The organism is Pseudomonas sp. C9D1, from assembly GCF_056491235.1.
This window is the reverse complement of sequence record NZ_JBSZIE010000002.1, coordinates 3,302,450-3,325,283: the sequence shown is the minus strand read 5'-3', so window position 1 is coordinate 3,325,283 and position 22,834 is coordinate 3,302,450. Positions and strand designations below refer to the sequence as shown.

Sequence of the window (22,834 nt, the reverse complement as noted above, 5' to 3'; positions counted from 1 at the left end):
CCGAGCGGCGTGCCACACGCCGCTCCGCTTGAAACTTGAAGCTTGTAGCCAGGCGCTACGAACGGAGTGAAATCATGCAACACGAAAGCCATAGCCACGGCGTCAACATTTCCGCCCTCGGCCGCAGCAAGCAGAGCCTGAGCCTGGCCGAGGAAACCGTTGCCCTCGAAGTGCCCGGCCTCAACCTGTACTACGGCGAGAAGCAGGCCCTGTACGACGTGCAGATGAACATCCCGAAACAGCGCGTGACCGCCTTCATCGGGCCGTCCGGCTGCGGCAAGTCCACGCTGCTGCGCTGCTTCAACCGCATGAACGACCTGGTGGATGGCTGCCGCGTCGATGGCGAGATCCGCCTCGACGGCAACAACATCTACCGCAAGGGCGAGGAAGTGGCCGAGCTGCGCCGCCGCGTCGGCATGGTGTTCCAGAAGCCCAACCCCTTCCCCAAGAGCATCTACGAGAACGTCGTCTACGGCCTGCGCATCCAGGGCATCAACAAGAAGCGCGTGCTCGACGAAGCCGTTGAATGGGCCCTCAAGGGCGCGGCGCTGTGGGAGGAGGTCAAGGACCGCCTGCACGAATCCGCCCTCGGCCTCTCCGGCGGCCAGCAGCAGCGTCTGGTCATCGCCCGCACCATCGCGGTCGAACCCGAAGTGCTGCTGCTCGACGAACCCTGCTCGGCCCTGGACCCGATCTCCACCCTCAAGGTGGAAGAGCTGATCTACGAGCTGAAGAGCAAGTACACCATCGTCATCGTCACCCACAACATGCAGCAGGCCGCGCGCGTCTCCGACTACACGGCGTTCATGTACATGGGCAAGCTGATCGAATTCGGCGATACCGATACCCTGTTCACCAACCCGGCCAAGAAGCAGACCGAGGACTACATCACCGGTCGCTATGGCTAGTCGCACAGGCGCCAGCTTGAAGCGGGAAGCTTGAAGCTGGAGGTTGTAAGACGGGCACCGATTAACAGGCTTCAAGCTTCTGGCTTCAAGCTTCCAGCTTTCGCGGAGCGAACATGATCGACAAAGACAGCCTCACCCATCACATCTCCCAGCAGTTCAACGCCGAACTGGAGGACGTGCGCAGCCACCTCCTGGCGATGGGCGGCCTGGTGGAGAAACAGGTCAACGACGCCGTCACCGCGCTGATCGACGCCGATTCGGGCCTGGCCCAGCAGGTGCGCGAGATCGACGACCAGATCAACCAGATGGAGCGCAACATCGACGAGGAGTGCGTACGCATCCTCGCCCGTCGCCAGCCGGCGGCCTCCGACCTGCGCCTGATCATCAGCATCTCCAAGTCGGTGATCGACCTGGAGCGCATCGGCGACGAGTCCTCGAAGATCGCCCGCCGCGCCATCCAGCTCTGCGAAGAAGGCGTGTCGCCGCGCGGCTACGTCGAAGTCCGCCACATCGGCGACCAGGTGCGTCGCATGGTGCAGGAGTCGCTGGACGCCTTCGCCCGCTTCGATGCCGACCTGGCCCTGTCCGTGGCCCAGTACGACAAGACCATCGACCGCGAGTACAAGACCGCCCTGCGCGAGCTGGTCACCTACATGATGGAAGACCCGCGCGCCATCAGCCGCGTGCTCAACATCATCTGGGCCCTGCGTTCCCTGGAGCGCATCGGCGACCACGCACGCAACATCGCCGAGCTGGTGATCTACCTGGTGCGCGGTACCGACGTCCGCCACATGGGCCTGGCGCGCATGCAGGAAGAAGTGAAGGGCACTGCCAACAAGGGTGGCGACACCCCCGCCAGCTGATCCGCCCCGCTTCAGGAAAACGCCCGGCCATGCCGGGCGTTTTCGTGGGTGGCTCCAACCACCCTCCTCACCTTCTCCATCCCCACCGTAGGAGCGAGCTCTGCTCGCGAAGCGTCGCCCGCTCGGTGGCGCCCCATGCCTCACCTTTGTGGGCGCGGATTCATTTGAACGTGGGCAGCCAAGCCTTTGGGACGGTGGTCATGAATCATCGACTCTGCCTGTGGCGATTCGAACTGAGCACTCGACAGGATGAATGCGTGTTGTAGGGTGCATCACCGACGGGGGCCCAACCACAGCTCATTGGCACGGCCTCGCGTAGGGTGGAGTGCGCGACGTGTTCGTGCTCCGCGAGCCTCACGAAACCCGTGCCTTTCAATGCCCCGGCACCATCCCGGAAACCACCTTTCACCCGAAAGGGTGCGCGATGTCGCATTCAGTTTGGCAAAGCGCTATCAGCCGAGGCTATGCTTACGCCCGTTCTCTGAGGAGTGGTCGATGAGCAAGGTGACAGTGCTGGTAGTGGACGATGCGTCCTTCATTCGCGATCTGGTGAAGAAGGGGCTGCGCGATCACTTCCCCGGCATCCAGATCGAAGAAGCGATCAACGGGCGCAAGGCCCAGCAGATGCTGGCGCGTTCGGCCGTCGACCTGATCCTCTGCGATTGGGAGATGCCGGAGATGTCCGGCCTCGAGCTGCTCACCTGGTGCCGCTCCCAGGACACGCTGAAGACCACGCCCTTCGTCATGGTCACCAGCCGTGGCGACAAGGAGAACGTGGTGCAGGCCATCCAGGCCGGCGTCTCCGACTACATCGGCAAGCCCTTCTCCAACGACCAGCTGGTGACCAAGGTGAAGAAGCAGCTGGCCCGCGCCGGCAAGCTCGAAGCCCTGGCCGCCGGCGCGCCGCCGAAGATGCTCAGCAGCGGCGGCTTCGCCAATGATTCCCTGGCCGCCCTCACCGGCGGCAAGGCCGAGGTGGTCAAGCCCGCCGCGGCACCCAAGGCTGCTGCCAAGCCGGCTGCACCGACCCCGTCGGCCAAGGCCGCCGGCCAGGCGCCAGGTGGTCGTGGCCAGGCGCAGCTGCGCCTGCCCAGCGGCGTGCTCTCCTGCGTGATCAAGACCATCAGCCTCAAGGACGCCCATCTGGTGGTGAAGCGCGGCGAGCCGCTGCCCCAGGTGCTGGAAAGCGCCGTGCTCGACCTGGAGCAGGGCGAAGGCGGCGAGGTGGCGCGCCTCAACGGCTACCTGCACTCGGTGGCGGCCCTGGAGCCCAAGCCCGATAGCGAATGGCTGCAACTGACCTTCCGCTTCGTCGACCGCGACCCGCAGAAGCTCGACTACCTCTCGCGCCTGATCGCCCGTGGCTCGGCGCAGAAACATTTCGTACCCGGCGCCTGAGCCAACCCCGTCACAGCCCGACGGCCGGCGCCTCGCGTGGTGCCGGCGGCGCTGCTAGGCTTGCCAGCTCCGGGATACCCATAACCACTAGATCCATGCAGTCATGCTAGGGCGCATTCTTCTTCTCTGCGGTTCGCTGGCGGCAGCCCTGCCGGCGTGCGCGCTGACCATCTACAAGTACACCGATGCCAACGGCGTGGTCACCTACACCGACAAGGCCGTCGCGGGCGCGCAGGTGTTCGTTTTCCGTGATCGCATGGTCGAGCGCCTGGACCTCTCGGTGAAGCTGGAAACCCAGAAGCACGATGCCGGCGAAACCCTGCTGGTGCGCAACGACCTCTACGCGCCGGTGGAAGTGGAGCTGAGCCTGAGCAACGTCAGCAACGCCGTGGGCGCGCCGGACAAGCCCATCCGCTGGGTGCTGCCACCGCGCAGCAAGATCCGCCTCGCCACCCTGGCCCCGGCCGACTCCAGCAAGGCCATGCGCTACAAGCCGCGCCTGCGCTACGCCCTGGGTGACCCGCGGCAGCAGCCTTCGCTCTACAACTACCCGCTGCCCTGGCTCGGTGGCCCGTTCCGCCTCACCCAGGGTGCCAACGGCCAGTACAGCCACTTCACCCCCAAGGGCCGTTACGCCCAGGACGTGGCCATGCCCGAAGGCACGCCCATCGTCGCCGCCCGCCCGGGCATGGTGGTGAAGATCGAAAACCAGCAGAGCGGCCGGGGCAACAACCCCTCCGGCAACTTCGTGCGCATCCTCCACAACGACGGCACCATGGGCGTCTACCTGCACCTGATGCGTGGCTCGGTGAAGGTCCAGGAAGGCCAGCGCGTGGCCATCGGCGAGCAGATCGGCCGTTCCGGCAACACCGGCAACAGTACCGGCCCGCACCTGCACTTCGTCATCCAGCGCAACGTCGGCCTGGCGCTGGAATCCATCCCCTTCAAGTTCGCCCAGCCGGTGGACAGCCTGCCCAACTTCGCCGTCGGCGGCGACGACTAGCGCGCGAAATAGCGCCCCGGCGTCACCCCGAAGTGACGCCGGAACATGGCGATGAACGCACTGACATTGTCATAGCCCAGCTCCAGCGCCACCCGCGTCACCGCATCGCCCGCCGCCAGGCGCTCCAGGGCCCGCAGCAGGCGTGCGCGCTGGCGCCACTGGCCGAAGGCGAAGCCCGTCTCCTCGACGAAGCGCCGGGCCAGGGTCCGGGACGAGACCCCCGCCCACTGCGCCCAGGCCTCCAGGCTGCGGTTGTCCGCCAGCTCATCGGCCAGTGCCTGGCAGATGCGCCGCAGGCGCGGGTCCGTCGGCAGAGGCAGGCCGAAGGGTTCTTCCGGCAGGCCCAGCAGCTCGTCGAGGATCACCCCGGCGATACGCAGCTGCCGTTCATCCAGCGGCCCCTCGCCCCAGTCCGTCGCACGCCGCACCGCCTCCCGCAGCAGGCCCGAGGTGGCGATGATCCGGGGCGCCTGCGGCAGTGCCCGGCACACCTGCGGCGCCACATAGACGCTCCAGCCATCGAAGGGCCCGTGGGAACGCAGGGCATGCTCGCAACCCGGCGGCACCCACACCGCATGGGTGGCCGGCACCACCCAATGGCTGTCGGCCGCCGTCACCGACAGCAGGCCCTGCCCGGCGCCGAGCAGCTGGCCACGGGCGTGGGAGTGGAGGGCGGTCTGGCGTTCGAGGGGGCTGTGCTGCCACACCGCGACCAGCAGCGGGCCGCCATCGGCCTGGGCGAGGGAGGGTGAAACCAGGGGCTGCGACATTGGCAATTTCACGTTATCGATCGGCATGGATAAGGCAGTTTAGCCAAATCCCCGGCCGCAAAATGGGCCCTCATCCACAGGAGGACACCGCCATGCGTGCCGAAGACCTGCTTCCCGACCATCTCGACCACCGTGACTTCAACGGCACCCGCGTGCGCAAGGGCACAGTGGGCGCCTTTCTGATCAACGCCCGGTGCTGGTGCGACCCGGCCACCCCGGCGCAGCAGCGCGCCGCTGCCGAACGGGAGGTGCTGGCCGCCCTGCCGGCGCTGCAGGCGCTGGGGCTGTTCGAGCTGCTGCAGGTGCGCGACCCGGCCCTGCGGGCTTTGTGCGGGCAATCATGAGTCGTGCATGACGGGGATTGCGCAGCGGCGCGGATCGGCCTAGGATTCGCGCCTTCTTCTCCCCTCAACCGACAGCAAAAGGAGGTCCATCATGCAAACACTGATCACCCTTTGCAGGTCGCGCCTGGCTTAAATCGCTTCTTCCGTCCTTCTTCGCGACGGTTCCGCACTGCCCGACCCAGACCTGCCAAATCCAAGCATTTTTCGTTTCAACCCATTTGGATTGGACTATGGGCACTTGCATTCGCAATTTGTCCGACGGCATCACCCTGATCGCCGCGGACGACACCTGGATCGAAGGAAAAGCGATCCAGCAACTTGAAACCACCGCCCGCCTGCCGGGCATGCAACGGGTGGCCGGCATGCCGGACCTGCACCCGGGGCGCGGCTACCCGGTGGGCGCCGCGTTCTTCTCCAGCGGCCGCTTCTACCCAGCGCTGGTGGGCAACGACATCGGCTGCGGCATGGCCTTCTGGCGCACCGACATTCCGGTCGCCAAGCTGCACCTCGACAAGCTGGAGAAGCGCCTGGGCTCCCTCGACGCACCGCTGGACGACAGCTGGCAGGAGGCGATCGCCGCCTTCGGCCTGCCGCCCTGCGGGCACGAGCGCTCCCTGGGCACCATCGGCGGCGGCAACCACTTCGCCGAGCTGCAGCAGCTCGACGAAGCCTATGACGACGAGGCCCTGGTGGCCCTGGGCGTCGATCGCAAGCACCTGCTCCTGCTGGTGCACAGCGGCTCCCGTGGCCTGGGCGAAGCCATCCTGCGCGAGCAGGTGGACCGCTTCAGCCACGCCGGCCTGGAAGCCGGCAGCGCCGAGGCCGAGCACTACCTGGCCCGCCACGACGGCGCCCTGCGCTTCGCCGAGGCCAACCGGCAACTGATCGCCCGACGCATGCTGGAACGCCTGCGTGCCGACGGCGAGCAACTGCTGGACGTGAACCACAACCTCGTCTCCGCCGCGACCATCGGCGGCGTCGGCGGCTGGCTGCACCGCAAGGGCGCCACGCCGGCGGACCAGGGCGTGATGGTCATCCCCGGCTCCCGGGGCGACTACAGCTACCTGGTGGCACCGGTGGCCGACGAGCGCAGCCTGCTCTCGCTGGCCCACGGCGCCGGGCGCAAATGGATGCGCAGCGAGTGCAAGGACCGCCTCGCCAAGCGCTACAGCATGGAACAACTGGAACGCACCGCCCTGGGTAGCCGGGTGATCTGCGCCGACCGCGCGCTGATCTACGAGGAAGCGCCGGAAGCCTACAAGGCCATCGACTCGGTGGTCGGCGCCCTGCGCGAGGCCGGCCTGGTGCGGGTGCTGGCGCGGCTCAAGCCGGTGCTCACCTACAAGACCAAGGGAGGCTGCTGCTGATGATCCTCCTGCAACTCTCGGCGGCCCAGGGGCCGGACGAATGCGCCCTGGCGGTGGCCAAGGCGCTGCACCGGCTGCTGGACGAAGCCGCCATGCTGGATGTGCAGGCCCAGGTGCTGGAGCGGGAGGAGGGCGCCCGTCGCGGCACGCTCGCCTCCGTGCTGCTGGCCCTGGACGGCGCGCGTGCGGACGAGCTGGCCGGGCACTGGGAAGGCTCCCTGCAATGGACCTGCCCCAGCCCCTACCGGCCCAACCACGGGCGCAAGAACTGGTTCTTCGGCGGTGCGCGGTTCGCCGCGCCACCGGCCAGCCTGGAAGGTGAGATCCGCTTCGAAGCCCTGCGCTCCTCGGGCCCGGGCGGCCAGCACGTCAACACCACCGACTCGGCGGTGCGCGCCACCCACCTGGCCAGCGGCATCAGCGTCAAGGTGCAGAGCGAGCGCAGCCAGCACGCCAACAAGCGCCTGGCCACGCTGCTCATCGGCCAGCGCCTGGCACAACGCGCCGAACAGGCCGACGACGCCCTGCGCGCCGAGCGGCGCCTGTTCCACCACCGCGTGGAGCGGGGCAACCCGGTGCGTTGCTTCCGAGGCGAGCGCTTCGAGCCGGTGTGAGCCGGCTTTCACCCACCCACAAAAAAACGGGGCCATTCGGCCCCGTTCTTCATTTCAGCTGGCGATGACGCCCGGGCTTATTCCCCGGGGATGTCCTTGCGCAGCTTGACCGGGTCTTCCTTGCGCTTGCGCGCGGTGCGCATGCGGATGTTCAGGGCTTCCACGGCCAGGGAGAAGGCCATGGCGAAGTAGACGTAGCCCTTCGGCACGTGGACTTCGAACGACTCGGCGATGAGCACGGTACCGACCACCACGAGGAACGACAGGGCCAGCATCTTCAGGCTCGGGTGCATGTCGATGAAGTCGCTGATGGTGCCGGCGGCGGCCATCATCACCAGCACGGCGACGACGATGGCGGCGACCATCACCGGCACGTGGGAAACCATGCCCACGGCGGTGATCACCGAGTCCAGGGAGAACACGATGTCGATGATGGCGATCTGGATGATGGTGCCGATGAAGTTGCGCGCGGCGCCACCGGCCTGCGGCTGCTCGGTTTCATCCTCGCCTTCGAGGCTGTGGTACATCTCGGTGCTGCTCTTCCACAACAGGAACAGGCCACCGAAGAACAGGATCAGGTCGCGCCCCGAGATGCCCTGGTCGAAGACGTGGAACAGGTCGGCGGTGAGCCGCATGATCCAAGTGATCGACAGCAGCAGCAGGATGCGTGTGACCATCGCCAGCGCCAGGCCGAAGAAGCGGGTGCGCGCCTGCATGTGCGGCGGCATGCGGCCCACGAGGATGGCGATCATGATGATGTTGTCGATGCCCAGGACGATCTCCAGGGCAGTCAGGGTGAAGAAGGCGACCCAGATTTCCGGGCTGGTCAGCCATTCCATGATGCGGTTTCCTCGTGCGTTGCTGCGTTCAGGGGGTTGGAGCACGACGAAGCCGGAATCTGCGCGAGGGCATTTCCGGCTTCGGCGAGGGCGCGTCGCCTGCGGTTCAGTGTGTACCGAACAGCGGGAACACGCCGAGTGATAGTGCGGCGAGCAGGATACACAGACAGATCATCACCGCCCACTTCAATGTGAAGCGCTGGTGGTCGCCGAATTCGATCTTCGCCAGACCCACCAGCAGGTAGGTGGAGGGCACCAGCGGACTGAGCAGGTGCACCGGCTGGCCTACGATGGAGGCCCGCGCCATCTCCACCGGGCTGATGCCGTAATGGCCCGCCGCTTCGGTGAGAACCGGCAACACGCCGTAATAAAAAGCGTCGTTGGACATGAAGAAGGTGAAGGGCATGCTCACCAGCGCGGTGATCACCGCCATGTACGGCCCGAGGGACGGCGGGATCACCGCCAGCAGGCTCTTGGACATCGCCTCCACCATGCCGGTGCCGGAGAGGATGCCGGTGAAGATGCCCGCGGCGAAGATCAGCCCCACCACCGCCAGCACGTTGCCGGCATGGGCCGCGACGCGCTCCTTCTGCTGCTGCAGACAGGGGTAGTTGATGATCATGGCGATGCTGAAGGCGATCATGAACAGCACCGGCAGCGGCAGCAGGCCGGCGATCAGCGTCACCATCAGCGTGGCCGTCAGCGCCGCATTCACCCACAGCAGTTTCGGCCGGCGCGCTTCCGGGTACTGGGAAACGCTGATCTCGTCGTGGCTGATCTGTTCGTCCGGCAGTTGCAGCACGCCGAGGCGGGCCCGCTCACGCTTGCCATAGACCCAGGCCAGGGCGAACAGCGCTACGGCGCCGGCGACCATGGCCGGGATCATCGGCACGAAGATGTCCGACGGGTCCACGTGCAGGGCGCTGGCGGCGCGGGCGGTGGGGCCGCCCCAGGGGGTCATGTTCATGATGCCGCCGGCGAGGATGATCAGCCCCGCCATGATCAGCGGGCTCATGCCCAGGCGGCTGTAGAGCGGCAGCAGGGCGGCCACGCAGATCATGTAGGTGGTGGCGCCGTCACCGTCGAGGGAGACGATCAGCGCCAGGGCGGCGGTGCCCACCGAGACCTTCAGCGGGTCGCCCTTGACCACCCGCAGGATGGCGCGCACGGCGGGGTCGAACAGCCCGGAGTCGATCATCAGGGCGAAGTAGAGGATGGCGAACATCAGCATCACGCCGGTGGGGGCGAGCTTGCCGATGCCCTCCAGCATCATCGGGCCGATGCCGGCCGCGAAGCCGCTGAGCAGGGCGAAGACGATGGGGACGATGATCAGCGCGATCAGCGCGGACAGGCGCTTGGTCATGATCAGGTACATGAAGGTCATGACCATGGCGAAGCCAAGGAAGGTCAGCATGGGAATCTCCGGACGAGGGGCGACGAGGGCGGGGCGGGTTCAGCGCGCGGGTCGGGTACGGAGAGGAGGCGGAACGAGGCCGTGAAGGCGGCAGGAGCGGAACATGGCAATCACCCATCTTGTTGTTGTCGGGGTTGCCGGGCGGAGCGGATGCAGCGCCCGGCGGCCGGTCTTTGCCGGCAGTGGGGCGATGCTAAGGGGCGAAGCTTTCAGCCAGCTTTCGCAGCGAACGGGTGGTGAACGTGCGGCGAATTCCGGACGGGCGGCGCTCAGAGCGGGTGGGCGAGTATCGCCTCGGCCAATTCCTGGTCGCTGTACCGGGCCAGCTCCTCGCGCTGGCGCAGCACCTGCAGCGCACCTTCCAGCTGGGCGCCACGGATGGCCCCGTCACTGGCGAGAAAGCTCGCCGCATCGTCACGCGCCAGGGCCAGCTTGGGCTCGCCGCCACCCATGGAGCGCACGCTCAGGGTGGTGGTGAAGAAGGGCGACAGCGTGAGGATCGCCCCATAGGTCGAACCCAGCAGAAGCGGGTCCTCCTGCTCGATGTCCGCCAGCACCGGCTGGACCGCAAGGCAGGGCAGCAGCCCCAGGAGCCAGCGGGCCCTCATGCCAGGGCCTGCAGCAGGGCCAGCACCAGCAGCAGGGTCGCCCCGGACAGCAGCGTCTGCAGGGTGATGATCCCTGCCATCAGGTGGCCGTCGCCGCCCAGCTGGCGGGTCAGCACATAGGCGGTGGGCGCCGTGGGCAGGGCGAAGAACAGCACCAGGATGCTGCTCTCCATCGCCGGCAGGCCGAGCAGGTGCGCCACGGCGAAGGCCAGGGCGGGCATGGCCAGCAGGCGGATCGCGCAGTTCCAGCCCAGGGCCGGCAGCTCGCCGCTCAGCTCGCGGGGTTGCAGGGCCGCGCCGACGCAGAGCAGGCCCAGGGGCAGGCTGGCCACCGCGAACAGGTTGAGCAGGCGGTCGATGCCGCCACCCAGGCCGAGGCCGGCGAGGTTGTAGGCGGCGCCGGCGAGGCAGGCGAGGATCAGCGGGTTCCTGGCGATCGGCAGCAGCAGGCCCTTGGCGCTGACGCCGCGCTCGGCGGTGAGCGACCACACCGACAGCAGGTTCACCGTGGGCACCATCAACGCCAGCATCAGCGCGGCGATGGCCAGGCCCTCCTTGCCGAACAGGCTGCCGATGGCCGCCAGCCCCAAGTAGGTGTTGAAGCGCAGCACGCCCTGGGTGATGGCGCCGAAGCGCGCCGCCGGCCAGCCCAGCACCCGCTTGGCCAGCAGCAAGGCCACCCAGGCAATGCCCAGGCCCAGCAGCACCGCCAGGGCCAGGCGCGGCAGCGCGGGGTTGTCCAGCGGCGCCGTGGCCAGGCTGCTGAACAGCAGGGCGGGGAAGAGGATGAAGTAGTTGAGGCGTTCGGCGGCAGGCCAGAAGGCATCCCCGGGGAAGCCCTTCAGGCGCAGCACGTAGCCGCCGACTATCAGGGCGAACAGGGGCCAGAGGGCCTCTAGCAATGGGATCACAGCGACGTCCGGTGGTCCGGTTGGAGAGGCGGCCATCTTGTGCAAGGCGGCGCCCGTGCGCAAGCCGACCATTGGCCGAGGTGCATTTCAGCGTCTAGGTTTTCTCACTGCACAGGAGGATGTACCCATGACCCAGGTCCATATGGGCGGCTGCCATTGCGGGCGGCTGCGCTACCGCTTCGACGCCCCGCTCACCGATATCGCCCACTGCCATTGCTCGGACTGCCGGCGCACCAGCGGCGGCATCGTCACCACCTGGATCACCGTGCCCCTGGCGTCCTTCACCTGGACCCGTGGCGAACCAGCGGAATACCACTCCTCCCCCGGCTGCTCGCGGTACTTCTGCAGCGGCTGTGGCTGCCTGCTCGGCCTCTTCACCCAGCAGGCCCCGGACACCATGGATGTGACCACCGCGACGATGGACGACGTGGCCCAGGCCCTGCCGGACCGGCACATCTGGGTGCGCAGCCGCCTGCCCTGGCTGCACCTGGACCCGAGCCTGCCGGAGGAGCAGGAGGAGACCCTGTAGCCGGCCCATGCCGCCCCTGTGGCTAAACAATGGGATCACAGAACAGTCGGGCTGAGCGGATACAAAGCCGCCGTAGACGCTTTGCGCTCGGTGGGAAGTCCCTCATCGCATTCACCATCGCGGTGATGGGTATCGCTTCGCTCAACCCATCCTACGGTGCTGCCATCCGTCACGGCAGCGCCTGCGTAGGGCGGGTGAAACCCGCGAAGGTTCTGTGTGCGGGACGCCGGGTTGCACCCGACCTACGGGGCTCATGCCACGGCGTGGCGGCAATACGTAGGGTGGGTAGAGCGCAGCGAAACCCACTCGGCCTGCGCCTTGATCGTAGATCGGGTGGGCTTCAGCCCACCGGTGGGGCCGGGCGTGGGGCAAGGCCGTCAGGGCAATTCGATGCCGCCGGTGTCCTTGTGCAGCTGGCGCAGGTGGGCACTGAGCTGGTCGAGGTTGAGTTGCACGGCGTCCAGCTCGGCGAGGATGCGCGGGTCGATGAGCTGGTGCAGCTCGCGGTCGAGATCATCGGTGAGGCCACGCAGCTTCAGCTGGCGGCTGCTGCTCTCGGCTTCCAGGCGCTGCCATTCGCTGGTCTGGGGCAGGCCGTAGCCACCTTCGAGCATGTCCGCCGGGCGGCTGAGGAAGCCGCTGTTGGCGAGGATCTGCTCCAGGGTGCCGCCGGCCTTGGAGAACTCGGCGTTGCCGAGCGTCTCGCGGCTGTCGAGGTAGCGCCGCTTGAGCTCGTCCTGGGCCAGCAGCATCTGCTTGCGCATGGCGGCCTGCTCCAGCAGCAGCAGGGCGGCGCTGGCGCGCAGGTCGGCGTTGGCGATCCAGGGGCGGCGCTGGTCGCCGGGCAGGTCGAGCCAGGTTTCCACGTCGGCTTGCGGCAGCTTCAGGCGCTCGCGGGCAATGCTGAACATGGCCTGGTAGCGGTCGCGGAAGGAGTCGAAGCGGTAGCCCAGACGCAGGGCTTCCCTGGGGTCGCGCAGCGGTTCCGGGTCGGCCACGCCGCGCCCTTCCAGCAGGGCCAGCAGGCCGTTGGGCATGATGCTGTCGAGGTCGCTCAGGCGCGGGTCGTCGGTGCCGCTGCGTAGCAGCTTGAGGGTTTCCACCGCGCAGTTGTTGGAGAGGAACCAGTAGTCGCCGTCGTAGCTCCAGTGCATCTCGGCGGCGCGCTCCACCAGTTGCTGCACCTGCTCGCGGTCGAGCTTGAGCGGCACCGAGGCGAGGCTGCGCATTTCCACCTTGGTGTATTCGTCGATCACCTGGGACAGCGGCAGCACGAACAGGCGCGAGGGGTAGGCGCCGGTGAGGCCGTCCCAGCTGGAAAGCTGCACGTCGCCGACGAAGGCGCGGTAGGACAGCACCAGGTGCTGGTCGAGGTCGAGGCGGCAGTCGGGTCCACGGGGCCGGCCGGGGGCGCAGATGACCAGGCGCAGCATGCTGTGGCCCCAGCGGCTGACCCAGTTGTCGTTGGCCTCGGCGAACAGGTAATCCACCTCATAGACCCGCTCGGGGTCGAGGCGGCCCAGGGGCTGGCGGCCGAAGTCGCGCCCGGCGTTGAGGTAGGCCAGGTCCTTGCCGCACTCGGCCTGCTGCGCCGGGGCCCAGCCGAAGTGCTGGCGCAGGTAGCGGTACAGCGCCGGGCGGCGGCAGGCGAAGGCGGGGTCGAGGAGGAAGTACTCCATGTTCACCGCGACGAATTCGCGCGGGTTGCTCAGTTCGTAGAAGACCCCCGGGCTGCGCGCGGCCTGGTGGTTCCTCCGCTTCGCGTGCGCCCCGGCGACCGACCTGTTGCGGCCAGCCGGCGAGGTCGAGCAGGCGCGGGTCGTCGCTGAGGCTGAAGCGGCGCGCCACCTGTCCCCGGCATTCGCCACGCTGGCCCACCAGGCCGGTGCTGCTGGCCGCCAGGCCGCAGCGGAACTGCTGGCTGCGCTCGGCCGCGGTGCGCCAGCGGGCGCGGTCATAGAGGTGGGTGAGTTCGTGGAGCACGGTGGCCAGCAGTTCGCGGCGCACGGTGCCGTGGGGGCGGTTGGTTTTCTCGGTGGCGGCGCTGCCATCGGCCAGGGCCGGCAGCAGGGCGCGGTTGAGGTCGAGGGCGTCGATACGGGTGGCGCGGCCGTAGGCGTTGTCGGGCAGGTCATCGGCCCAGGTGACCTCGACGCGGCGGTCGAGGCGCTGGATGAAGCTCGGCGGCAGGGCGGCGAGGGCTTCATCCAGCAACTGTTGGCTGGCCTGGCGCTGGGGCGCGCTCAGGCCGTCACTGTTCAGGTCCAGTCGCAGGTCGGCCCGAACTGTTGCGCTCGCCACTATCCCCGCGAGGCAAAGCCAGCGCAGGACAGTGGGCAGGCGTGCGCTCAAGTTGGCGATCAGAGGGCGAGGATGGCCTGGGCCAGGGCTTCGTCGCTGGCGTCGCGGGCCTCCGGCAGGCGCTCGCGCAGGGTGCTGAAGGCGGCTTCCAGCTGCACGCCACGGATGTTGCCGGAGCTGGCGACGAAACTGGCGGCGTCGTCACGGGCCTCGCGGACCACCTTCATGTCGCGGACCGAGGTGGTGGTGTCGGAGGTGAAGTCGATGCTGCGGCCGAAGGCGCGGACGATGATATTGCTGGTGGCAACCAGGGTCTGTGCCTGGACGGCGCCGGCAACGAGGGTGAGGGCGGTGGCGGCGGCAATCAGCGTGCGACGCATGGGGTCTCTCCGAAGGTGAAAACTGTACGGGTCATTGGACGAAAAACCCCGGGCGCAGTTCCAACCGAGCGAAGCGGCGCAAAGGGCTGCCGGGCCAGGGGCGCGGCGGGCGCCAAGGCTAGCGGAATGCGGGGTTCAGGGCCAGGGGCCGGCAGGCGCAGGGCGCGCCTGCCGGGAGGGGCGTCACAGGGCGAGGATGGCTTCGGCCAGTTGCAGGTCGCTGGCCAGCAGCTGCGGCTGGGCGCTGCGGATGTGCACGAGGGCGGCTTCGAGGCGTGCGCCACGGATGTCGCCGGAGCTGGCGACGAAGCTGGCGGCGTCGTCGCGGGCGGCCAGCACGAGCTTGTCGTCACGCAGGGAGGACGTGACATCCGAGGTGGCATCCATGGTGGCGCCGACGGCACCGACCACGGCATCAGTGGTGACCACGAAGCTGGTGGCCGAGGCGCTGGTGGCCAGGGCCAGCAGGGTGGCCGCGCCAAGCAGGCGGGAAAGGGACATGGGGATAACTCCTGTACGGGACGAAGGGCACCGCACGCGCGGCGCCCCATGGCGTGAAGCCTAGCGAAGCGGCAGGGGCCCTTCCAGTACTGGCGAAAAGCCCCCGTGCCCGACGGCTTGCTTGCCTAGCGCCAGAAGGGCTTGTCCAGTTCCTGGCTGCGGTCGCACTCGCTGAGCCCGATATCCGCCAACTGTTGTGCGTTCAACTGTGCCAGTTGATGGCGGGTGCGCAGGTTGCGCTGCCACTCGGCGATGCGGGCGAACAGGCGGATGGCCAGCGGGGTGCGCTGCCGGGGGGAGTCGGCGGGGGCAGGGGAAACGAAGCTGCGTTCCATGGCGGTCTTCCTTCCCGCTCCAGGGCGGGTTCGGGTTATGGGAGACCATATTGGCGTGCGGGTGCGCCGCGCGGCAGAGACAGCAAGGCGCAATTGTATTGGGTCAGTGGTTGCGGGGCGGCAACTGTATCGGCCTTATTGCGTCGGGCTGTTCCGTTCGCTTTTCGCGGCCCTGAAAAAACGAAACCCGCCGGCAATACCTCTGCGGCGGGTTCTGTCAGGTGTTGCAGTGCGGCTGGCGCCGCTTCGGGCTTAGCGCCAGAAGGGCTTGTTCAGCTCCAGTTCGCGCTGCGCCTCGCTGATGCCGGCGTCGGCCAGCAGGCGGGAGTCGAGCATCGCGAGCTGATGGCGGCTGGAGATACGACGTTGCCACATCAGCAGGGTGGAGATGACGCGCAGCGGCCAGGCGGCTTTGACGGTCGATTCGGTGTTGAAGATCAGGTCGGAACTGAGGGTACGTTCCATGGTGGCGCTTCCTTCCCGCTTGTGGCGGGGCTAGAGGGGTTTGTCTGGTGCCTATTTTCTGTCCAGAACAAACGACCCTGTAGTCACAGCTGATTGAAATTGTACGGGTAGTACTGAGCAAGCTAACTAACTGTGCTGGCAATATTTCGGTCAGCTGTAATGGTGTCCCGTTGAAACCCTCGGCAAAAGACTAGAAACCGCAGTTTTAACTGCCGAAGTGAACTTCGGCAGGGTTTGTCAGCAGTACAGTTGGCTTTTCACCGCAAGCTGTTTTTTGACCTGTATGTCAGTAAAAAGCCTGCTGTACCGGTGCTCAGCTGGCGAGCATGCGCCCGGTTTCTTCCAGGTTGATGTGCCAGCCCATGGCTTCGCGCAGCAGGTGGGGGGTGTGGCCGCCCTTGGCGCAGGCGCGCTCGAAGTAGTCCCCCAGCGCGGCGCGGAAATCAGGGTGCACACAGTTGTCGATGATCACCCGGGCGCGCTCGCGGGGCGCCAGGCCGCGCAGGTCGGCCAGGCCCTGTTCGGTGACGAGGATGTCGACGTCGTGCTCGGTGTGGTCCACGTGGCTGACCATGGGCACCACGCTGGAGATGGCGCCGCCCTTGGCGATGGACTTGGTGACGAAGATCGCCAGGTGGGCGTTGCGGGCGAAGTCCCCCGAGCCGCCGATCCCGTTCATCATCTTCGTGCCGCCGACGTGGGTGGAGTTGACGTTGCCGTAGAGGTCGAACTCCAGGGCAGTGTTGATGCCGATGATGCCCAGGCGGCGCACCACTTCGGGGTGGTTGGATATCTCCTGCGGGCGCAGCACGAGCTTGTCCTTGTAGCGCTCGAGGTTGCCGAAGACGTCGGCGTTGCGGCGCGCGGAGAGGGTGATGGAGCTGCCGGAGGCGAAGCTGAGCTTGCCGGCGTCGATCAGGTCGAAGGTGGAGTCCTGCAGCACCTCGGAGTACATGCTGAGGTCCTGGAAGGGTGAGTCGATCAGCCCGCACATCACGGCGTTGGCGATGCTGCCGATGCCGGCCTGCAGGGGCGCCAGGCTGTTGGACAGGCGCCCGGCCTCGACCTCGCGTCCGAAGAAGGCGATCAGGTGGTCGGCGATGGCCTGGGTTTCGGCATCCGGCGGCAGCACGGTGGAGAGCGAGTCGGGCTGCTCGGTGAAGACGATGGCGGCGATCTTCTCCGGCGGGATTGGGATGGCCGTGGCGCCGATGCGGTCGTCCACGCGGGTCAGCGGGATCGGCGTGCGGGTCGGCCGGTAGGTGGGGATATAGATGTCGTGCAGGCCTTCGAGGTTGGTGTCGTGGGCCAGGTTGATTTCGACGATCACCCGCTTGGCGAAGATGGCGAAGCTGGCCGAGTTGCCCACCGAGGTGGTGGGCACGATGTGGCCTTCCTCGGTGATGGCCACGGCTTCGATCACGGCGATGTCGGGCAGCTTGAGCTGGTGGTTGCGCAACTGCTCGACGGTTTCCGACAGGTGCTGGTCGATGAACATGACGCTGCCGTCGTTGATCGCCTTGCGCAGGGTGCTGTCCACCTGGAAGGGCATGCGCCGGGCCAGCACCCCGGCTTCGGTGAGCTGCTTGTCGAGGTCGTTGCCCAGGCTCGCCCCGGTCATCAGGGTGATCTGCAGCGGCTGCTGCTTGGCGCGCTCGGCCAGCGCGCGCGGCACGGCCTTGGCCTCGCCGGCGCGGGTGAAGCCGCTCATGCCGATGGTCATGCCGTCTTCGATGAGGGATGCGGCATCGGCCGCACTCATTACCTTGCCCAGCAGCGAGGGCAGGCGTACGCGATCAGGGTGCATGGGGGAACCTCGGGCAACGGGGGAGACGAGCCGCGCAGTCTAGGGGCTCCGGGGGCCGGCGCCTTCTATACCAAGGTCGAAGAGCGCGCGCATGAATGGAGGGTACGAAAGGAGGTAGGAGCGAATTCATTCGCGATTCGGCACGGCTTGGCGATGGGTTTCGCTTCGCTCTACCCATCCTACGGTGTGGTCTCTTGCTCCTTGGGGCTCATAAAAGAAAACCCCGGCGCGTGGCCGGGGTTTTCGGTGGTGCGGGGCAGGGGTCAGTCCACCGCCTTGACCATGTCTTCGATGACTTTCTTGGCGTCGCCGAAGACCATCATGGTCTTGTCGAGGTAGAACAGTTCGTTGTCCAGGCCGGCGTAGCCGCTGGCCATCGAGCGCTTGTTGACGATCACTGTCTTGGCTTTGTAGGCCTCGAGGATCGGCATGCCGGCGATCGGCGACTTCGGATCGTTCTTCGCAGCCGGGTTGACCACGTCGTTGGCGCCGAGCACCAGAACCACGTCGGCCTGGCCGAACTCGGAGTTGATGTCTTCCATCTCGAACACCTGCTCGTAAGGCACTTCGGCCTCGGCCAGCAGGACGTTCATGTGGCCCGGCATACGGCCGGCAACCGGGTGGATCGCGTACTTCACGGTCACGCCGCGGTGGGTCAGCTTCTCGGCCAGTTCCATCAGCGCGTGCTGGGCACGGGCCACCGCCAGGCCGTAGCCGGGGACGATGATGACGGTGTCGGCGTTGGTCAGCAGGAAGGCGGCGTCGTCGCTCGAACCGGATTTCACCGGGCGGGCTTCCTGGGCGCCAGCCGGGCCGGCCGCTTCTGCCGCACCGCCGAAACCACCGAGGATGACGTTGAAGAACGAGCGGTTCATCGCTTTGCACATGATGTACGAGAGGATGGCACCGGACGAACCCACCAGCGAGCCGGCGATGATCAGCATCGAGTTGTTCAGCGAGAAGCCGATACCGGCCGCCGCCCAGCCCGAGTAGCTGTTGAGCATCGACACCACGACCGGCATGTCGGCACCGCCGATCGGGATGATGATCAGTACGCCGATGACGAAGGACAGGGCCACCAGCAGGGCGAAGGCACGGATGTCACCGGTGAGGGTGAAGTACAGGCCCAGGCCGATGATGGCCAGGCCGACCACCAGGTTGACCAGGTGCTGGCCCTTGAACTGGACCGGTGCGCCCTGGAACAGGCGGAACTTGTACTTGCCCGAGAGCTTGCCGAAGGCGATCACCGAGCCGGAGAAGGTGATGGCACCGATGGCTGCACCGAGGAACAGCTCCAGGCGGTTACCGGCCGGGATCGCATCACCCAGGGCGGCAACGATGCCCAGGGATTGCGGCTCGATGACGGCGGCGATGGCGATGAACACGGCGGCCAGGCCGATCATGCTGTGCATGAAGGCGACCAGCTCCGGCATCTTGGTCATTTCAACGCGCTTGGCCATGATCGAGCCGGCGGTGCCGCCGACCAGCAGGCCGACGATGACGTAGCCGATGCCCTGGGTGGCGAGCTCGGCGCCCAGCTTCCAGATCAGGCCGATGGTGGTGAGCACGGCGATGGCCATGCCGATCATGCCGAACAGGTTGCCGCGACGGGACGTGGTCGGGTGCGACAGGCCTTTCAGTGCCTGGATGAAGCACACCGAGGCGACGAGGTAGAGAACAGTGATCAGGTTCATGCTCATGGTCAGTGCTTCTCCGCCGACGCCTTGGGCGCTTTCTTCTTGAACATTTCCAGCATGCGTCGGGTAACCAGGAAGCCACCGAAGACGTTGACCGCGGCCAGGGCCACGGCCAGGGTGCCCATTGCCTTGCCCAGCGGGGTGACGGTGAGGGCGGCAGCCAGCATGGCGCCGACGATCACGATCGCCGAGATGGCGTTGGTCACGGCCATCAGCGGGGTGTGCAGGGCGGGGGTGACGTTCCAGACCACGTGGTAGCCGACGTAGATCGCCAGCACGAAGATGATCAGGTTGTAGATGCCGTCAGAAATCATATCCATGTCCGCTGCCCCTTAGCCGTTGGTGCGGACGACTTGCCCGTCGCGGCACATCAGGCACGCGGCGACGATGTCGTCTTCGAGGTTGACGTGGAACTGGCCGCCTTGTCGAGGACCAGCTTGAGGAAGTCCAGCAGGTTGCGCGCATAGAGGGCCGAAGCGTCCGCCGGCACCAGGGCCGCGAGGTTGCTGTAGCCGACGATGGTGACGCCGTGCTTGACCACGACCTGCTCGGCCTCGGTCAGCGGGCAGTTGCCGCCTTGTGCCGCTGCCAGGTCGATGACCACGGAGCCCGGCTTCATTTCGGCGACGGTCGCCTCGTGCAGCAGGGTCGGTGCCTTGCGGCCCGGGATCAGTGCGGTGGTGATGACGATGTCGGCCTGCTTGGCGCGCTCGTGCACCGCCTTGGCCTGGCGTTCCATCCAGGAGGCCGGCATCGGGCGGGCGTAACCGCCAACGCCCTGGGCGCATTCGCGCTCTTCGTCGGTCTCGAAGGGAACGTCGACGAACTTGGCGCCGAGGGATTCGATCTGCTCTTTCACTGCGGGGCGTACGTCGGACGCCTCGATCACCGCACCCAGGCGCTTGGCCGTGGCGATGGCCTGCAGGCCGGCGACGCCGGCACCGAGGATGAGGATGCGCGCGGCCTTAACGGTACCGGCGGCGGTCATCAGCATCGGCATGAAGCGCGGGTAGTGGTGCGCGGCCAGCAGTACGGACTTGTAGCCGGCGATGTTGGCCTGGGACGACAGCACGTCGAGGCTCTGGGCGCGGGAGGTGCGCGGCGCCGCTTCGAGGGCGAAGGCGGTGATGCCGCGGGCATTCATGCGCGCGATGGTCTCGTTGCTGAACGGGTTGAGCATGCCGACCAGCACGGTGCCGGCCTTCATGAGGGCCAGTTCGGCGTCGGACGGGGCCACGACCTTCAGCACCAGGTCGGCGCCGAAGGCGGCGGCGTCGCTGCCGATGGTGGCGCCGACGGCTTCATAGGCCGCGTCGGTGATGCTGGCGCTGACGCCGGCACCGCTCTGGACGGTGACCTGATGGCCTTGGCCGATCAGTTTCTTGATGGTCTCGGGAGTCGCGGCTACCCGCGTTTCACCGGCCAGGGTTTCGAGAGGAACACCGATGTGCACGTAAATTCTCCTGCGTGATCGTTGTGATTGACCAGCGCACTACGTTGGCGCTCTGGCGGGGGCGGATCAGCACAAAACCGCTGGTGCACAGGGTGTGAACCGGCGGGCGCGGCATTTTGCAGGCGAACCGCGAGTGCTTCAAGGAGTTCTGAAGCTAAACGCGGCAGTAACTACAAGTCACCAATTGACCGGTGAAACGGCCATTTGATTCAAAGCACCGCCCGGACTGGCTGCGAAGCCTATCCGGAGGCCCTGTGGGCGGGAAATGACATCCCTGACATGAATGGCTGTCCATCAGGCCATGCCGGACCCACTGGGGAGGCCGCGACATCCTGCCGTTATTGGCGGCGCGACTGTTAGTCAGCGTTTTTTATAGTTGCCATAAGTGTCTGGAAAACGGGGCTTCTGTAGCTTTGATGAATATTTGACTACAGGGTCAAATATTCTCGAAAGGCCCATTCCAGAGGGGTATGTACAGGTAGGGCGGGTGCGCCCTGTGGTGGATTGTCGCGGGTGGGCCTCAAACCAGCAGGCCGAGGCTCTTGGCGCGCATCACCGCCTGGGTGCGGCGCTTCACGCCGAGCTTGCTGTTGATCTTCTTGGTGTGGGTTTTCACCGTGTTCACCGAGATGAACAGGTAGCTGCCGATCTCCTGGTTGGAGAAGCCTTCGGCGAGCAGTTGCAGCACCGAGCGTTCGCGCTGGCTGAGCAGGTTGCTGTTGTCGGTCTCGCCCGCCACGCCGGGGCGCCCGGTGGGGCTGCCGGCGGCCGGCCATTCCTGCAGCAGGCCCTGCATGCCGAGGCTCGCGGCCTGTTGTCGGGAATCGCGCTCCAGGTTGGCGGAGTCTTCGAGACCGAGCCAGCGCGCCGCTTCGGCCAGGGCCAGGCCCACTTCACAGGCCAGCGGCCGGAACTGGAGGAATTCGCAGCGCTGCAGCAGCGGGCGCAGCATGGCCTCGGCCTGTTCGGCGCGACCTTCCGCGAGGTGTACACGGGCCAGCAGGAGCAGGTTGCGCAGCGGCAGGGTGGGGTAGTCCAGCGGTGGCATCCAGGGGCTTTCGCCTTCGAAGTAGCGCTGGATGCGCAGGCCCACGGGTTCGACGCGATCCCAGCGTTGCTGGCGGCCGAGCACGCGCATGCTCTGCAGGCTGAGCACGCCGTTGAAGGACAGCCGCCAGACCTGGCGGCAATGCATCTCCCGCTCGGCATCGCGCAGGTGGACGAAGGCCTGGTCGAACTCGCCGCGCCGCGAGCAGAGCTCGGCCAGCCCGAGGTAGCCGTGCAGGGCGAAGGGGTCGGCGCATTCCAGGGCTTGTGCCAGGCCGATGCGCAGCTCGGCTTCGCCTTCGTCGAGGCGGCCGTGGATGAGGTGCAGCTCGCCCTGGATCAGGTGCAGGCGGCCGAGCAGCAGGCCATCCACCGCCTTGCGCTGGCCGATCAGGGCGAAACTCCGGGTCACCAGCCCCTGGGCGCGGGCGAATTCGCCGCGCAGCAGCAGCAGGCGCGTGCGGTCGAGGTTGATCAGGGTTTCGAACAGCAGGCTGCCCTGGCGGCGGGCGATTTCCAGGGCGTCGTGCAGGCACACCGGGGCGAGGTCGGGTTGGCCGCTGGCCATGGCGATGCGGGCGAGGGCGGAGTGGCACAGCAGGATGGGCATCCAGTCCCGTTCGGGCAGGTGCTCCAGGGCTTGCTGGCAGTGCAGGGTGGCGTCCTGCCCGGGGCGGCCGCGCAGGGCGCCGAGCACGCCGTGCAGGGCCTGCCAGTTGGCCAGCAGCTTGCGGTTGCGGCGGGCGTCGGCCTGGGGCAGGAAGCGGCCGAGCTTGTGGATGCAGTCCTCGGCTTCGTCCAGGCGCCAGGCCAGCAGCAGGGCCCAGGCGTTGAGGGTGAGCAGGCGCGGCGTGCTTTCCAGCAGCAGGGCGGGGAGGCGGCCGCGCCAGGCCAGCAGGTGGGCGAGGTGCTGTTCGCCGGTGAGCCATTCCTGGCCCAGGTGCTCCAGGTAGTTGGCGGCGACTTCCGGTTGCCCGGCGCAGAGCGCTTGCTCGATGGCGTCTTCCACCTGGCCGGCGGCGATGAATACCCGGCAGGCGGCCAGGTGCAGGTGCGCGGCGGCGGTGGCGGAGATGCGGTTGCGCAGGACCTTGGCCACGGCCGGGAGTACCCGGTACCAGTGACCGTCGTCGTCCAGCGGCATGAAGAAGGCCTGGCGGGCGAGCAGGCGCGAGAACAGGTCGGCGCCGTCGCTTTCTTCCCACAGCTGGCGGCACAGGTCGGCGGAGACCTTGGGCAGGTGGACCAGGGCGAACAGGCAGCGGGCTCTCTTCCTCACC

Annotated in this window: 21 protein-coding genes and 2 pseudogenes; 8 read left to right on the top strand and 15 right to left on the bottom strand. The window is 67.1% G+C overall.

Annotation, left to right across the window (positions count from 1 at the left end):
* Positions 1–74: 74 nt before the first annotated feature.
* From pstB to ACXI0U_RS23165, 4 genes are all read left to right on the top strand, one after another.
* Positions 75–908, top strand: a complete 834-nt coding sequence (pstB, locus tag ACXI0U_RS23180; RefSeq protein WP_021222319.1) for a phosphate ABC transporter ATP-binding protein PstB — start codon at positions 75–77, stop codon at positions 906–908.
* Positions 909–1,021: 113 nt separating this feature from the next.
* On the top strand, positions 1,022–1,771 hold the full coding sequence (gene phoU, locus ACXI0U_RS23175) for a phosphate signaling complex protein PhoU (RefSeq protein ID WP_184491991.1): 750 nt from the start codon (positions 1,022–1,024) through the stop codon (positions 1,769–1,771).
* A 495-nt stretch (positions 1,772–2,266) separates the two neighbouring features.
* The gene (locus ACXI0U_RS23170) at positions 2,267–3,169 is read left to right on the top strand and encodes a response regulator (protein ID WP_021222317.1); all 903 of its coding nucleotides are present in this window, start codon (positions 2,267–2,269) and stop codon (positions 3,167–3,169) included.
* 103 nt (positions 3,170–3,272) lie between these two features.
* Positions 3,273–4,172: a peptidoglycan DD-metalloendopeptidase family protein gene (locus tag ACXI0U_RS23165; RefSeq protein WP_043243052.1), complete on the top strand. Its 900-nt coding sequence runs from the start codon at positions 3,273–3,275 to the stop codon at positions 4,170–4,172.
* Here ACXI0U_RS23165 and ACXI0U_RS23160 read toward each other — a convergent pair.
* Positions 4,169–4,942: an AraC family transcriptional regulator gene (locus ACXI0U_RS23160; protein WP_479550886.1), complete on the bottom strand. Its 774-nt coding sequence runs from the start codon at positions 4,940–4,942 to the stop codon at positions 4,169–4,171. The genes ACXI0U_RS23165 and ACXI0U_RS23160 overlap by 4 nt on opposite strands.
* A gap of 92 nt (positions 4,943–5,034) precedes the next feature.
* On the opposite strand from ACXI0U_RS23160, the gene ACXI0U_RS23155 reads away from it, so the two are divergent.
* The 3 genes from ACXI0U_RS23155 to prfH all read left to right on the top strand — a co-directional run bounded on the left by ACXI0U_RS23155 (position 5,035) and on the right by prfH (position 7,267).
* Positions 5,035–5,286, top strand: coding sequence for a hypothetical protein (locus tag ACXI0U_RS23155; RefSeq protein WP_021222314.1), 252 nt, complete (start codon positions 5,035–5,037; stop codon positions 5,284–5,286).
* A gap of 230 nt (positions 5,287–5,516) precedes the next feature.
* Positions 5,517–6,653 carry an RNA ligase RtcB family protein gene (locus tag ACXI0U_RS23150; protein WP_431482994.1) on the top strand — a complete coding sequence of 379 codons (1,137 nt, stop codon included), beginning with the start codon at positions 5,517–5,519 and terminating at the stop codon, positions 6,651–6,653.
* The gene (gene prfH / locus ACXI0U_RS23145) at positions 6,653–7,267 is read left to right on the top strand and encodes a peptide chain release factor H (protein ID WP_374979377.1); all 615 of its coding nucleotides are present in this window, start codon (positions 6,653–6,655) and stop codon (positions 7,265–7,267) included. The genes ACXI0U_RS23150 and prfH overlap by 1 nt, the downstream gene beginning before the upstream one ends.
* A gap of 77 nt (positions 7,268–7,344) precedes the next feature.
* On the opposite strand, the gene ACXI0U_RS23140 is transcribed toward prfH, so the two are convergent.
* The 4 genes from ACXI0U_RS23140 to ACXI0U_RS23125 all read right to left on the bottom strand — a co-directional run bounded on the left by ACXI0U_RS23140 (position 7,345) and on the right by ACXI0U_RS23125 (position 11,075).
* Positions 7,345–8,106, bottom strand: coding sequence for a TerC family protein (locus ACXI0U_RS23140; RefSeq protein WP_431482993.1), 762 nt, complete (start codon positions 8,104–8,106; stop codon positions 7,345–7,347).
* A 106-nt stretch (positions 8,107–8,212) separates the two neighbouring features.
* Entirely contained in the window at positions 8,213–9,520 is a 1,308-nt protein-coding gene (locus ACXI0U_RS23135; RefSeq protein WP_431482992.1) for a CitMHS family transporter, read from the bottom strand.
* A gap of 269 nt (positions 9,521–9,789) precedes the next feature.
* On the bottom strand, positions 9,790–10,128 hold the full coding sequence (locus ACXI0U_RS23130) for a DUF2388 domain-containing protein (protein ID WP_431482991.1): 339 nt from the start codon (positions 10,126–10,128) through the stop codon (positions 9,790–9,792).
* A complete protein-coding gene (locus ACXI0U_RS23125; protein ID WP_431483536.1) occupies positions 10,125–11,075 on the bottom strand; it encodes an AEC family transporter in 951 nt (316 codons plus the stop codon). The genes ACXI0U_RS23130 and ACXI0U_RS23125 overlap by 4 nt, the downstream gene beginning before the upstream one ends.
* A gap of 91 nt (positions 11,076–11,166) precedes the next feature.
* Between ACXI0U_RS23125 and ACXI0U_RS23120 the strand changes: the two genes are divergently transcribed.
* Complete coding sequence (locus ACXI0U_RS23120) at positions 11,167–11,568, top strand: GFA family protein (protein ID WP_431482990.1); 402 nt, start codon at positions 11,167–11,169, stop codon at positions 11,566–11,568.
* A 377-nt stretch (positions 11,569–11,945) separates the two neighbouring features.
* Here ACXI0U_RS23120 and ACXI0U_RS23115 read toward each other — a convergent pair.
* The 10 genes and pseudogenes from ACXI0U_RS23115 to ACXI0U_RS23070 form a co-directional block, all read right to left on the bottom strand.
* Positions 11,946–13,908 (bottom strand): annotated as a pseudogene (locus ACXI0U_RS23115) (DUF7844 domain-containing protein).
* A 20-nt stretch (positions 13,909–13,928) separates the two neighbouring features.
* Entirely contained in the window at positions 13,929–14,249 is a 321-nt protein-coding gene (locus tag ACXI0U_RS23110) for a DUF2388 domain-containing protein (protein ID WP_021222305.1), read from the bottom strand.
* Between the two features lie 183 nt (positions 14,250–14,432).
* Positions 14,433–14,750, bottom strand: coding sequence for a DUF2388 domain-containing protein (locus tag ACXI0U_RS23105; protein ID WP_021222304.1), 318 nt, complete (start codon positions 14,748–14,750; stop codon positions 14,433–14,435).
* 125 nt (positions 14,751–14,875) lie between these two features.
* Positions 14,876–15,085: a DUF1127 domain-containing protein gene (locus ACXI0U_RS23100; RefSeq protein WP_021222303.1), complete on the bottom strand. Its 210-nt coding sequence runs from the start codon at positions 15,083–15,085 to the stop codon at positions 14,876–14,878.
* Positions 15,086–15,337: 252 nt separating this feature from the next.
* Positions 15,338–15,550 (bottom strand): DUF1127 domain-containing protein, encoded by a 213-nt coding sequence (locus ACXI0U_RS23095; RefSeq protein WP_021222302.1) that lies wholly within the window; start codon positions 15,548–15,550, stop codon positions 15,338–15,340.
* A 313-nt stretch (positions 15,551–15,863) separates the two neighbouring features.
* A complete protein-coding gene (locus ACXI0U_RS23090) occupies positions 15,864–17,357 on the bottom strand; it encodes an acetyl-CoA hydrolase/transferase family protein (RefSeq protein ID WP_431482989.1) in 1,494 nt (497 codons plus the stop codon).
* Positions 17,358–17,620: 263 nt separating this feature from the next.
* Positions 17,621–19,057, bottom strand: coding sequence for an NAD(P)(+) transhydrogenase (Re/Si-specific) subunit beta (locus tag ACXI0U_RS23085; RefSeq protein WP_043243046.1), 1,437 nt, complete (start codon positions 19,055–19,057; stop codon positions 17,621–17,623).
* A gap of 2 nt (positions 19,058–19,059) precedes the next feature.
* Positions 19,060–19,374: an NAD(P) transhydrogenase subunit alpha part 2 gene (locus tag ACXI0U_RS23080; protein WP_021217425.1), complete on the bottom strand. Its 315-nt coding sequence runs from the start codon at positions 19,372–19,374 to the stop codon at positions 19,060–19,062.
* Positions 19,375–19,386: 12 nt separating this feature from the next.
* Positions 19,387–20,507: pseudogene (locus ACXI0U_RS23075) on the bottom strand (Re/Si-specific NAD(P)(+) transhydrogenase subunit alpha).
* 520 nt (positions 20,508–21,027) lie between these two features.
* Entirely contained in the window at positions 21,028–22,833 is a 1,806-nt protein-coding gene (locus ACXI0U_RS23070) for a LuxR C-terminal-related transcriptional regulator (RefSeq protein WP_479550885.1), read from the bottom strand.
* Position 22,834: the final 1 nt, after the last annotated feature.

What these genes read in the sequence shown, in the direction of transcription:
- pstB (WP_021222319.1), top strand. Translation starts at nt 75, where the DNA reads ATGCAACACGAAAGCCATAGCCACGGCGTCAACATTTCCGCCCTCGGC.
- phoU (WP_184491991.1), top strand. Translation starts at nt 1,022, where the DNA reads ATGATCGACAAAGACAGCCTCACCCATCACATCTCCCAGCAGTTCAAC.
- ACXI0U_RS23170 (WP_021222317.1), top strand. Translation starts at nt 2,267, where the DNA reads ATGAGCAAGGTGACAGTGCTGGTAGTGGACGATGCGTCCTTCATTCGC.
- ACXI0U_RS23165 (WP_043243052.1), top strand. Translation starts at nt 3,273, where the DNA reads ATGCTAGGGCGCATTCTTCTTCTCTGCGGTTCGCTGGCGGCAGCCCTG.
- ACXI0U_RS23160 (WP_479550886.1), bottom strand. Translation starts at nt 4,942, where the DNA reads ATGTCGCAGCCCCTGGTTTCACCCTCCCTCGCCCAGGCCGATGGCGGC.
- ACXI0U_RS23155 (WP_021222314.1), top strand. Translation starts at nt 5,035, where the DNA reads ATGCGTGCCGAAGACCTGCTTCCCGACCATCTCGACCACCGTGACTTC.
- ACXI0U_RS23150 (WP_431482994.1), top strand. Translation starts at nt 5,517, where the DNA reads ATGGGCACTTGCATTCGCAATTTGTCCGACGGCATCACCCTGATCGCC.
- prfH (WP_374979377.1), top strand. Translation starts at nt 6,653, where the DNA reads ATGATCCTCCTGCAACTCTCGGCGGCCCAGGGGCCGGACGAATGCGCC.
- ACXI0U_RS23140 (WP_431482993.1), bottom strand. Translation starts at nt 8,106, where the DNA reads ATGGAATGGCTGACCAGCCCGGAAATCTGGGTCGCCTTCTTCACCCTG.
- ACXI0U_RS23135 (WP_431482992.1), bottom strand. Translation starts at nt 9,520, where the DNA reads ATGCTGACCTTCCTTGGCTTCGCCATGGTCATGACCTTCATGTACCTG.
- ACXI0U_RS23130 (WP_431482991.1), bottom strand. Translation starts at nt 10,128, where the DNA reads ATGAGGGCCCGCTGGCTCCTGGGGCTGCTGCCCTGCCTTGCGGTCCAG.
- ACXI0U_RS23125 (WP_431483536.1), bottom strand. Translation starts at nt 11,075, where the DNA reads ATGGCCGCCTCTCCAACCGGACCACCGGACGTCGCTGTGATCCCATTG.
- ACXI0U_RS23120 (WP_431482990.1), top strand. Translation starts at nt 11,167, where the DNA reads ATGACCCAGGTCCATATGGGCGGCTGCCATTGCGGGCGGCTGCGCTAC.
- ACXI0U_RS23110 (WP_021222305.1), bottom strand. Translation starts at nt 14,249, where the DNA reads ATGCGTCGCACGCTGATTGCCGCCGCCACCGCCCTCACCCTCGTTGCC.
- ACXI0U_RS23105 (WP_021222304.1), bottom strand. Translation starts at nt 14,750, where the DNA reads ATGTCCCTTTCCCGCCTGCTTGGCGCGGCCACCCTGCTGGCCCTGGCC.
- ACXI0U_RS23100 (WP_021222303.1), bottom strand. Translation starts at nt 15,085, where the DNA reads ATGGAACGCAGCTTCGTTTCCCCTGCCCCCGCCGACTCCCCCCGGCAG.
- ACXI0U_RS23095 (WP_021222302.1), bottom strand. Translation starts at nt 15,550, where the DNA reads ATGGAACGTACCCTCAGTTCCGACCTGATCTTCAACACCGAATCGACC.
- ACXI0U_RS23090 (WP_431482989.1), bottom strand. Translation starts at nt 17,357, where the DNA reads ATGCACCCTGATCGCGTACGCCTGCCCTCGCTGCTGGGCAAGGTAATG.
- ACXI0U_RS23085 (WP_043243046.1), bottom strand. Translation starts at nt 19,057, where the DNA reads ATGAGCATGAACCTGATCACTGTTCTCTACCTCGTCGCCTCGGTGTGC.
- ACXI0U_RS23080 (WP_021217425.1), bottom strand. Translation starts at nt 19,374, where the DNA reads ATGGATATGATTTCTGACGGCATCTACAACCTGATCATCTTCGTGCTG.